The organism is Agrobacterium salinitolerans (assembly GCF_027498475.1).
In the GTDB taxonomy this organism is placed as follows: domain Bacteria; phylum Pseudomonadota; class Alphaproteobacteria; order Rhizobiales; family Rhizobiaceae; genus Agrobacterium; species Agrobacterium salinitolerans.
In genome coordinates, this window is the sequence record NZ_JAPZLN010000001.1 from 1,789,078 (window position 1) to 1,800,000 (window position 10,923).

At 59.4% G+C, this 10,923-nt stretch carries 9 protein-coding genes (1 of these 9 only partly in view); 5 read left to right on the plus strand and 4 right to left on the minus strand.

Translation table 11 applies throughout. The features are described 5' to 3' along the window. Positions 1-63 precede the first annotated feature (63 nt). The 4 genes from hslV (at position 64) to O9X91_RS08530 (ending at position 5,420) form a co-directional block, all read left to right on the plus strand. Positions 64-588 carry an ATP-dependent protease subunit HslV gene (gene hslV, locus O9X91_RS08515; RefSeq protein ID WP_142912861.1) on the plus strand — a complete coding sequence of 175 codons (525 nt, stop codon included), beginning with the start codon at positions 64-66 and terminating at the stop codon, positions 586-588. Positions 589-659: 71 nt separating this feature from the next. After that, entirely contained in the window at positions 660-1,967 is a 1,308-nt protein-coding gene (gene hslU / locus O9X91_RS08520) for an ATP-dependent protease ATPase subunit HslU (RefSeq protein ID WP_137412392.1), read from the plus strand. 199 nt (positions 1,968-2,166) lie between these two features. Continuing rightward, a complete protein-coding gene (locus O9X91_RS08525; protein WP_269833832.1) occupies positions 2,167-3,132 on the plus strand; it encodes a DUF1402 family protein in 966 nt (321 codons plus the stop codon). Positions 3,133-3,251: 119 nt separating this feature from the next. After that, positions 3,252-5,420: a malate synthase G gene (locus tag O9X91_RS08530; protein WP_269833831.1), complete on the plus strand. Its 2,169-nt coding sequence runs from the start codon at positions 3,252-3,254 to the stop codon at positions 5,418-5,420. Between the two features lie 77 nt (positions 5,421-5,497). Here O9X91_RS08530 and O9X91_RS08535 read toward each other — a convergent pair whose 3' ends face one another. After that, entirely contained in the window at positions 5,498-6,211 is a 714-nt protein-coding gene (locus O9X91_RS08535; RefSeq protein ID WP_077984989.1) for a L,D-transpeptidase, read from the minus strand. A gap of 183 nt (positions 6,212-6,394) precedes the next feature. Between O9X91_RS08535 and O9X91_RS08540 the strand changes: the two genes are divergently transcribed. Next, on the plus strand, positions 6,395-6,880 hold the full coding sequence (locus O9X91_RS08540; protein WP_077984991.1) for an MmcB family DNA repair protein: 486 nt from the start codon (positions 6,395-6,397) through the stop codon (positions 6,878-6,880). A 5-nt stretch (positions 6,881-6,885) separates the two neighbouring features. Here the strand turns inward: O9X91_RS08540 and O9X91_RS08545 are convergent, their stop codons facing one another. The 3 genes from O9X91_RS08545 to hrpB form a co-directional block, all read right to left on the minus strand. After that, positions 6,886-7,473: an ActR/PrrA/RegA family redox response regulator transcription factor gene (locus tag O9X91_RS08545; protein WP_077984988.1), complete on the minus strand. Its 588-nt coding sequence runs from the start codon at positions 7,471-7,473 to the stop codon at positions 6,886-6,888. Between the two features lie 73 nt (positions 7,474-7,546). Beyond that, on the minus strand, positions 7,547-8,854 hold the full coding sequence (gene actS, locus O9X91_RS08550; protein WP_142912858.1) for a two-component system sensor histidine kinase ActS: 1,308 nt from the start codon (positions 8,852-8,854) through the stop codon (positions 7,547-7,549). 29 nt (positions 8,855-8,883) lie between these two features. After that, positions 8,884-10,923: the 3' portion of an ATP-dependent helicase HrpB gene (gene hrpB, locus O9X91_RS08555; protein WP_269833830.1), read on the minus strand. The gene runs 447 nt beyond the window's last position; the window shows 2,040 of its 2,487 coding nt (coding positions 448-2,487); the start codon falls outside the window, past its right edge; it ends in the stop codon at positions 8,884-8,886.

Genomic DNA, 10,923 nt, shown 5'->3' on the forward strand with positions numbered 1-10,923 from the left:
AACCCGAAAAGGGCCGTAACCCGGCCCGTTAACCCCAGGCCCGGCAGGGCAGACAGGTGTTTGATGACAACAATCATTACAGTCAGAAAGGGCGGCAAGGTCGTCATGGCTGGCGACGGGCAGGTAAGCCTTGGCCAGACCGTCATGAAGGGCAATGCGCGCAAGGTTCGCCGCATCGGCAAGGGCGAAGTGATTGCCGGTTTTGCCGGCGCGACGGCGGATGCTTTTACGTTGCTCGACCGTCTCGAAAAGAAACTCGAGCAATATCCCGGCCAGCTGATGCGCGCCGCCGTGGAGCTCGCGAAGGACTGGCGCACGGATAAATATCTGCGCAATCTCGAAGCCATGATGCTGGTGGCCGATAAATCGACCACACTTGCCATTACCGGCAATGGGGACGTGCTGGAGCCGGAACACGGCGCGATCGCTATCGGTTCCGGTGGCAATTATGCCTTTGCCGCCGCACGCGCCATGATGGATACGGACAAATCGGCTGAAGAGGTGGCGCGCCAGTCGCTCGATATCGCCGCCGATATCTGCGTTTATACCAACCACAGTCTCGTCGTCGAAACCCTCGACGCCGAATAAGCAATTACTCACCAAGGGTCCTGTGGGCCGGGCCAAATGGCCGGCCGGAACAGGAAAGCCGAGAGGATAGAATGACCACTTTTTCTCCCCGGGAAATCGTCTCGGAACTCGACCGCCACATCATCGGCCAGCATGATGCCAAACGTGCGGTCGCAATTGCGCTGCGCAACCGCTGGCGTCGCCAGCAGCTCGATGAGAGCCTGCGCGACGAAGTCATGCCGAAAAATATTCTGATGATCGGGCCGACCGGTGTCGGCAAGACGGAGATTTCCCGTCGCCTCGCCAAGTTGGCCGGTGCGCCTTTCATCAAGGTTGAAGCCACCAAATTCACCGAAGTCGGTTATGTCGGCCGCGATGTCGAGCAGATCATCCGTGATCTGGTCGAGATCGGCATTGGCCTTGTGCGCGAAAAGAAGCGCGCCGAAGTCCAGGCCAAGGCGCATCAGAGCGCCGAAGAGCGCGTGCTTGACGCACTGGTGGGCGCAACGGCATCGCCGGGCACCCGTGAGAACTTCCGCAAGAAGCTGCGCGACGGCGAATTGGACGACAAGGAAATCGATATCGAGGTGACGGATAGCGGCTCGGGCATGCCCGGTTTCGAAATTCCCGGCATGCCGGGCGCCAATATCGGCGTGCTCAACCTGTCGGAAATGTTCGGCAAGGCCATGGGCGGACGCACCAAGAAGGTGCGCACGACGGTGTCCAAATCCTATGCCGATCTTATCCGCGACGAATCCGACAAGCTGCTCGACAATGAAATGATCCAGCGCGAGGCGGTGAAATCGGTCGAAAATGACGGCATTGTCTTCCTTGACGAGATCGACAAGATCGCCGCCCGCGATGGCGGCATGGGCGCCGGCGTGTCCCGCGAAGGTGTGCAGCGCGATTTGCTGCCGCTTGTCGAAGGCACGACGGTTTCGACGAAATACGGGCCGGTGAAAACCGACCATGTTCTCTTCATCGCCTCGGGCGCCTTCCATGTGGCAAAGCCTTCGGACCTCCTTCCCGAACTTCAGGGCCGCCTGCCGATCCGCGTCGAGCTGAAGCCGCTGACGAAGGAGGATTTCCGCCGTATCCTGACCGAGACGGAAGCAAGCCTCATCCGCCAGTATAAGGCGCTGATGGCGACGGAAGAACTCGATCTCGATTTCACCGATGACGCCATCGATGCGCTGGCCGATGTGGCCGTTCATCTCAATTCGTCGGTCGAGAACATCGGCGCCCGCCGTTTGCAGACGGTCATGGAGCGTGTTCTGGACGAAATTTCCTTCAATGCGCCGGATCGCGGCGGTTCCGCCGTCAAGATCGATCAGGAATATGTCCGCAAGCATGTCGGCGATCTCGCCGCCGATACGGATTTGTCCCGTTATATTCTCTGAAGATTTCAGGGATCCAAGAAAGAAGAGTGCGGCCATATTTGCCGCACTCTTTTATTTTATCCGCCTTGTCTCGCATTCAGCCCGCATTTTGTTTATGGGAAGGGCTGCATTCCGGTTGGAACCGCTTTCGTGGAATGGTCCGGTTTTCCCAGCACCTTTCGCTGGCGGAAGCCGCAGGCTTGAGAAAAGGCATTCGCTCGTGCGCAAAACTCTTCTGGCATTTGCCGCTGCTTTGACGTTCACCGTCACCGCGTCTTCTTACGTCGAAGCCGCGACGGTCGTTCCGCCAGGCAATCGCAATGCCGAACAGCCCGGCGTTCCCGGCGCTTCTGCAAAAAGAACAAAAGCGTCCAACACCTCTTTCGAGCGCAAATACCAGAAGGTCATCGACCTCTTGTCCTCCGACAAAGCTCTAATCGCCAAGATCAAGTCGACGGCCGGGCGCTACGGCATCGATCCGATCCATATGATCGGCGCGATCGTTGGCGAACATACCTATAATGTCGACGCTTATGACCGACTGCAGTCCTATTACGTCAAGGCTGCTTCTTATGCGGGCAACAGCTTTCGTTTCGGCTACAAGGACGAAACCATCGCGCAGTTCCTCACGCATTCGCAATTTGCAAAATGCCAGTCGAAAAGGGATTCCTACAGCCTCTGGAACTGTCGGGAAGATGTCTGGGAAGACAACTTCCGCGGCAGGACGGTTGATGGCGTCGCCTACCCGAACAATCGCTTCAGCGCCGTGTTTTTCCAGCCCTTCTATGCCGGCCAGACCTTCGGCCTCGGTCAGATCAACCCGCTGACGGCGCTGATGTTGTCCGATATGGTGTCGAGAACGTCCGGCTATGAGAAGCTGGATGAGAACGACGCCGCTGCCGTCTATACCGCCATCATGGACCCTGACCGGTCGCTCGCTTTCATGGCGGCGTCCATCCGCAAGTCTATCGACGACTATAGATCGATTGCCGACATGGATATTTCGAAGAATCCGGGTGTGACCTCGACGCTTTATAATGTCGGCGGATCTCAGCAGCGCGCTGCCATCCTTGCCCAGAAAAATCGCCAGCGCGCTTCAGGCGGGGAGCAGCCCCTGTTGCCGGAAGAAAATTATTATGGCTGGTTGGTGAATGATCGCATCAAGGATTTGCAGGCGCTTTTGTAGAAAAAGGCGACGATCGCCCACATTGTTTCCAAAATGGAAATAATATTTGGCTGTCCGCCGCAATTGACGAGCGACCGCCTCCGCGTCCAATCTGTGCCTTCAGAATAAAGGAGGCGCATGTGAGCCGCACGAATAAATTCGGTCTTTCCATCGATGAGAGGCTTTATGCCTTTTTGACAGACGATGTTCTGCCGGGCACGGGTCTGGACAACGAAGCGTTCTTTGAAGGTTTTTCGACCATTGTTCACGAGCTTTCTCCCAAGAACCGCGAATTGCTGGCAAAGCGCGACGCCCTGCAGGAAAAGCTGGATGGCTGGTATCGGCAGAATGGCGCGCCGGCAGACTTTGACGCGTATGAGGGCTTTCTGAAGGACATCGGCTATCTGCTGCCGGAAGGCCCGGGCTTCCAGGTGGAAACCAGCAATGTCGACCCAGAAATAGCTGCCGTTGCCGGCCCGCAGCTCGTCGTTCCGGTCATGAATGCGCGCTACGCGCTGAATGCGGCCAATGCCCGCTGGGGTTCGCTTTATGATGCGCTTTACGGAACGGATGCCATTTCTGACGCCGACGGCGCGGAGAAGGGCAGGGGGTACAATCCGAAGCGCGGTGAAAAGGTCATTGCCTGGGCGCGAAATTTCCTCGATGAATCCGCTCCGCTGGAGACGGGAAGCTGGTCCGAGGTGACCGGTTTCAAGACCGAGGATGGCCTGTTGCAGCTTGCCATCGGCGACGCCAGGACTGGCCTCAAGGATGCAGCCCAGTTCAAGGGTTTCAGCGGCGAAGCGGCAAAGCCTGCAACGATCCTGCTCGGCAAGAATGGTTTGCACACCGAAATCGTCATCGATCCCACGACCGAAATCGGCAAGGGTGACAAGGCGGGAATCTCAGATGTCATTCTCGAATCCGCCCTCACGACCATCATGGATTGTGAGGATTCGGTTGCCGCCGTCGACGCCGAAGACAAGGTGCTGGTTTATGGCAACTGGCTTGGCCTGATGCGCGGCGACCTGACTGAAGAAGTATCAAAGGGCGGCAAGACCTTCACCCGCAGCCTAAACCCGGATCGCTATTACGCCGCTCCCAATGGCTCTGCGCTTACACTGCCGGGTCGGTCCCTGATGCTGGTGCGCAATGTCGGTCATCTCATGACCAATCCGGCGATCCTCGACAGGGAGGGCCGCGAGGTGCCGGAAGGCATCATGGATGCTGTCGTCACGGCGCTGATCGCCCTTTATGATGTCGGTCCATCCGGGCGGCGTCAGAATTCCCGCGCCGGCTCGATGTATGTCGTCAAGCCGAAGATGCACGGGCCGGAGGAAGTGGCCTTCGCCAACGAAATCTTCAGCCGGGTCGAACAGCTTGTCGGCATGGCGCCGAACACCATGAAAATGGGCATCATGGATGAGGAGCGCCGCACCACGGTCAACCTCAAGGAAAGCATCCGCGCCGCAAAGGATCGCGTCGTCTTCATCAATACGGGCTTTCTCGACCGCACGGGCGACGAAATCCACACCTCGATGGAAGCAGGTCCGATGATCCGCAAGGGCGATATGAAGCAGGCGGCGTGGATCGCCGCTTACGAGAACTGGAACGTTGATATCGGCCTCGAATGTGGCCTTTCCGGCCATGCGCAGATCGGCAAGGGCATGTGGGCCATGCCGGATCTGATGGCGGCCATGCTGGAGCAGAAGATCGCGCACCCCAAGGCTGGCGCCAATACCGCCTGGGTGCCTTCGCCGACGGCGGCGACTCTGCACGCCACGCACTATCACAAGGTCGATGTCGCTTCGGTGCAGGAGGGGTTGAAAAGCCGCGGCCGTGCAAAGCTCTCCGATATTCTGTCGGTGCCGGTCGCGCCGCGTCCCAATTGGACACCGGAAGAAATCCAGCGCGAACTCGACAACAATGCGCAGGGTATTCTCGGCTATGTCGTGCGCTGGGTCGATCAGGGCGTCGGCTGCTCCAAGGTGCCCGATATCAACGATATCGGGCTGATGGAGGACCGCGCCACGCTTCGAATTTCCGCGCAGCACATGGCGAACTGGCTGCGCCATGGTGTGGTGACAGAGGGGCAGATCGTCGAGACCATGAAGCGCATGGCTGCCGTGGTCGATACGCAGAATGCGGGTGATCCGGCCTATCTGCCCCTGTCCTCCGACTTCGATGGATCGGTGGCATTTCAGGCGGCTGTCGAACTGGTGCTGAAGGGTCGCGAACAGCCTAATGGTTACACCGAACCTGTTCTGCACCGCCGTCGCCTGGAACTGAAGGCCAAACAGGCAGCCTGAAACCGTCAGCAGTCCTGAGAAACAAAAAAGCCGCCGGGGATATCCACGGCGGCTTTTTCTTATCCGGTATCTGATCTTTACTGGATCACGACCACTTTCGTGCTGCGTCCGGGACGGACGCGGCTGTAGAGATCGATCACATCCTGATTGATCATGCGGATGCAGCCGGAAGAGGCCGCGGTGCCGATAGAAGCCCACTCGGGCGAACCGTGGATGCGGAACAGCGTGTCCTGTCCCTTTTCGTTGAAGAGATACATGGCGCGCGCGCCGAGCGGGTTGGAAAGGCCCGGGCCCATGCCGGCCTCGACATATTTCGCCACTTCCGGCTTGCGGTCGGCCATTTCCTTCGGCGGATGCCACATCGGCCATTCCTGCTTCCAAGCGACATAGGCTTCACCGGCCCAGGCAAAACCCGCCTTGCCGACGCCGATGCCGTAACGAACCGCACGGTTGCCGGACAGGATGTAATAGAGGTAGCGATCGCGCGTATTGACGATGATGGTGCCAGGGCGCTCCGAAGTCTGGAACTCGACGATCTGGCGACGGTACTTCTCATTCACGCGATTGATCGGAATGGCCGGCAGCGCATAGCCCGCATCGGTCACGGGACCGTACACATCGTTGAAGATCTGGACCGTTTCGACCTTCGCCGGAACGGGATCGGCAACCGGTACTGACGCTGCGATCTTGCCGGAGGTCGGAGTGGAGGATTGGGAGGTCGTTTCGGCGCAGCCGGCCAGAGCCAGTGCTGCCGTCAGACCGAGTGCGGTCAATGGGGTACGGATGCGCATGTTGTTCTCGCGGAAAATTCGCCAAATTGTGCGAAGGAGTAGGCTTAATTGGATAAATCGGTTATTTTCCATTCAGCCGCTCTTGGCAAGCCGTTGCGCCGCCGCGAGGTGGTTGCGCCTTTAAAATTGCCGGTTGATTGCCTTTTTGCAACAATGGGCCAAACGCTTCAGCAGCCTTTATCCATGACTATTCTTTCCGTTACCAACAATAATCCGTTAATCGACGGCCGCCAGTCGGACAAGGCGATGCTGGTGCGCCGCGGCGTTCAGGTGCTTCTGCACGAAATGCGCCATTCGGTGCTGCCGGAGTTGCCGCTTGCAAGCGGGCGACGGGCCGATCTCATCAGTCTGTCGGTCAAGGGTGAAATCTGGATCATCGAAATCAAATCCTCCATCGAGGATTTCCGTGTGGATCGCAAATGGCCGGACTATCGCCTGCATTGCGACCGACTGTTCTTCGCCACCCATCCAGAGGTTCCGACCGATATATTCCCGGAGGAATGCGGGCTGATCCTGTCGGATGGATATGGTGCCCACGTGCTGCGCGATGCGCCGGAACATAAATTGCCGCCGGCGACCCGCAAATCGGTGATGTTGGATTTTTCGAGAACCGCTGCGACCCGGCTGATGCTGGCGGAATGGACAACCGGGCGCAGCTTCGGCGAATAATACCGTTACTTTGGCGCGCGTTTCGCGAGAATGCGCTGCAAGGTGCGCCGGTGCATGTTGAGTCGGCGCGCTGTTTCCGAAACGTTTCGCTCGCACATTTCATAAACGCGCTGAATATGCTCCCACCGAACCCGGTCTGCCGACATCGGGTTTTCGGGAACTTCGGTCTTTTCACCCTTGCGCTGCGTCAGCGCATTGAACACATCGTCCGCATCGGCGGGCTTGGCCAGATAGTCCAGCGCTCCGAGTTTCACGGCGGTAACGGCGGTTGCAATATTGCCATAGCCGGTCAGAACCACGATCTGCGTATCGTCCCGGTTCTGCCTGATTGCCTCGATGACTTCCAGACCGTTGCCATCCGCAAGCCTCAGATCGACCACCGCATACTTCGGCGGCGCAGCCCTGGAGCGGGCAATGCCGTCGCTCACCGTCTCGGCCGTATCGACGGCAAAGCCGCGTGTTTCCATTGCCCGGGCAAGCCGGCGCAAAAACGGGCCGTCATCATCGACAATCAGCAGCGATCTGTCGGGTCCGATCGGATCGCCGTCGTCCGTTGGCGCGCTGGTGGAGTTGTTCTCGTCGTCTGTCTTCATGTTTGCGGCCTTCCGGCAACTTCGTCGGCTTTGTTTTCTTCTTCTTATCGCCGCTTCAACGTGGATGGTAAAGTCAACGGTTTCTTTTATCGTCCATAAGCGCTCGAGGCCAGACGATTGTCACCCTTGCTCCCTTTTCGCTTGTGCCACGATTTTCAAAAGTGACACTGGCGCCGGAGCGCTCCAGCAGGGTCTTGGCGATGAAAAGCCCAAGCCCGAGCCCGCCCGCCCGTGTGTCGTTGTGACGTTCGGTCACATAGGGTTCGCCGATGCGCGCAAGCACGTCATGGGCGTAACCGGGCCCGTCGTCTTCAATGATGACGGCGACGTTCTGCTGATCGTAATCTACGGTTACGGTCACCTTTTCCCGCGCATAATCCACGCCGTTTTCAATGAGGTTGCCAAGACCGTAGATGATACCGGCATTGCGGATACCGACAGGTTCGTCGGCGCGATTGTTCTTTTCAACGAGTTCGAGGCGGATGCCGAATTCCCGGTGCGGCGCCATCACCTCCTCGATCAGCGAGGAGAGCGGCAGGCGGCGCATATGTTCTTCGTTGTCGGTGGAAAGAGAGGTGAGCCGGCGCAGAATATCGCGGCATCTTTCGCTCTGGCTGCGCAGCAGCGCTATATCTTCGCCAAATTTTTCGTCGTGTCCAAGTTCCCGCTCCATCTCCTTCGCGACAACGCTGATTGTTGCGAGCGGCGTGCCGAGCTCGTGCGCCGCCGCCGCCGCCAGCCCGTCCAGCTGCGAGAGATGTTTTTCCCGCTCCAGCACCAGCTCCGTTGCAGCCAGCGCATCCGCCAGCTGGTTTGCCTCATGCGAAACGCGATAGGCATAAAAGGCCGCAAAAGAGGTTGTGGCGATGATCGCGACCCAGGTGCCGACATGCAGCAGAAGCTGGATCGGCAAAACCTCGCCGGGATACCACGGAACCGGAAAGGGTGAAAAGGCGATTGCGGTCGAGCAGATGATGGCAAAGCCAAGAAGAATAAGCGAATGCCGTAACGGCTGGGAGGCAAACGCAATGATGACCTGCACGCAGATCAGCGGCGCGAAGGGATTGGAAAGTCCGCCGGTGATGTAAATGAGCGCCGTCAATTGCAGCAGGTCGAAGGCCAGAAGCAATGTCGCTTCCCAGGGCTCCAGACGATAGGTGGAGGGAAAACGAGCGGTGAGAAACAGATTTGCAAGAGCGAGCGCCGCAATCAATAGGCTGCAGGCCAAAAGCGGCAGGGGAAAATTGAATCCGAAGGCGACAAGCAGGATCGTCGCCGTCTGTCCCGCAACCGCCAGCCAGCGCAGCCAGACGATTGTCTGCAACCTTATCCTGCGGCTGGCGCGGCCGAGCCTCGTGGTTTCGATAGAATGGCCAGCCACCGTCATCTCCTTTACCCTGTCCCTCATCATCACGTTCCGCGCGGTTTCGCGCGGCTAGTCGGCAGGGCCGATGCCGGGTCCTCCGGCCATGGATGGCGTGGATAACGCCCGCGCATATCCGCCCGCACATCCTTCCAGGACCCCGACCAGAAGCCCGGAAGATCGCGTGTCGTCTGTATCGGCCTGTGCGCCGGCGAGGTCAATTCCAAGAGCAGCGGCAACCGCCCCTGCGCAATGGTCGGGTGAGCTCTCAAGCCGAAAAGTTCCTGCACGCGAATGGAAAGCGTCGGTTCGCTGGCGTCGTAACGGATGGGATGCCGCTGGCCCGTCGGTGCTTCGAAATGCGTCGGCGCCAACTTGGCGAGATCGCGCGCTACCTCATGCGGCACCAGAGACAGGATCCCTTCGGAGAGGCTGCCGGGTCGAATGTCCTGCAGGCTACGCGCGCCGTTCTGAAAAGGGACGAACCACTCTTCCAGCCGCGAAAGCAACGCCTCTTCGCTGACATCTGGCCAGGGCTCCCCGATACTGGCGTTCAGAAAACCGATCCTGTCGCGCAACTGCAGCGTCTCTTTCGAAAAAGGAAGGATGCCGATGCCGAATTCCCGAACGCCATTGGCGAGCGCCTGTGCCGCCTGTTCACCCTCGGGACGGGGGAGGGGTGTCTCATCGAGGATGATGGCGCCAAGCCGTGTCACCTTTCGCGCGCGGGCCTGGCCGCTCGCCTTGTCGAAAAGCAACTGGTCCTGCTGAACGATGAGGTGCGGCATTCGCTCCTCCATATCGGTCCTGTCTATGCCTGCCGCGGCAAGGATGCGCGGCTGCGCCGCTCGTCCGGTAATATCGGCAACCACCAGCATTTTGCTCGCCGCCAGCCGTTCTGTCTCTGCAAGCTCTGCGCCACGCCCGTTGGCCATCACATACCGTCCCCGCGCGCCGCGCTGAAGCGCGATCCTGTCCGGATAGGCGTGCAGCAGCAGCGGACCGGCCCCGCTCGGCAATTCGGCTGCCGCCGTTTTGTCGCCGATCGCGTCAAACAGCCTCGATGCCAGCTTGCGCGCCGCCTGCGCCCTTTCGCTCCTGTCGGAAAGAAAGCGCCGCAGCCTTTCATCTAGATCGATGTCGTTTCCGCCGAGCCCCTGTTCCGTCAGCATGACGGCGAGCATCGCCGCCTTCTTCCCCGCGCCTTCGCTTGCCGCCGCAATCACCATGGCCGCCAGCCGTGGCGGCAACGAAAGGCCGCGCATCAGATGGCCGCGCTGCGTCAGCGCTCCGACTTTGTCGAGCGCGCCCAGATTTTTGAGAAGCGCCATCGATTCTTTAAGTGCGGCTTCGGGGGGTATATCCAGAAAGGCAAGAGAAGAGGGATTCTGAACACCCCAATGGGCGAGATCGAGCACAAGGCCGGCAAGATCGCTTGCCAGAATTTGCGGTGGCGTGAAGGCGTTGAGCGCCGCCGTCTGCCCCGGATGCCACAGGCGGATCGCAACACCGGGTTCCGTTCGCCCGGCGCGTCCCGCCCGCTGGTCGGCGGAAGCGCGCGACACCCGCAACGTCTCCAGCCTCGTGATTCCCGTTGCGGGCTCGAAGACAGGTAGTCGCTGCAATCCGCTGTCGATCACCACACGCACGCCATCGATGGTAATCGAGGTCTCCGCAATCGAGGTGGCAAGCACGATCTTGCGTCGTCCGGCCGGCGCCGGCTTTATCGCCGCATCCTGCTCCTTCTGCGAAAGGTTGCCGTAAAGCGGGATGATATCCGTATCTGCGGGAAAACGTCCCTCCAGCCGTACGGCCGTTCGGGTAATTTCCGACTGTCCCGGCAGAAAGGCGAGGATGGAGCCGTTTTCCGACCCATGGACCTCAGTGATCGCCTTGGTAACTTTCTCTTCAATCGGCACGCCCTGCCAACGATCCTCATAACGGACGTCGATTGGAAACGTCCGCCCAAGGCTCTGAATGATCGGGGCGTCTGCCATGAGCGTGCTGATGCGTTCGACATCGAGCGTGGCGGACATGACGAGGATACGCAGATCGTCGCGCAACCCACCCTGCACATCAAGCGCTAG

Coding starts and splice junctions, on each gene's coding strand:
- O9X91_RS08535 (WP_077984989.1), bottom strand. CDS start 6,211: ATGCGCATCCGTACCCCATTGACCGCACTCGGTCTGACGGCAGCACTG.
- hslU (WP_137412392.1), top strand. CDS start 660: ATGACCACTTTTTCTCCCCGGGAAATCGTCTCGGAACTCGACCGCCAC.
- O9X91_RS08540 (WP_077984991.1), top strand. CDS start 6,395: ATGACTATTCTTTCCGTTACCAACAATAATCCGTTAATCGACGGCCGC.
- hslV (WP_142912861.1), top strand. CDS start 64: ATGACAACAATCATTACAGTCAGAAAGGGCGGCAAGGTCGTCATGGCT.
- O9X91_RS08545 (WP_077984988.1), bottom strand. CDS start 7,473: ATGAAGACAGACGACGAGAACAACTCCACCAGCGCGCCAACGGACGAC.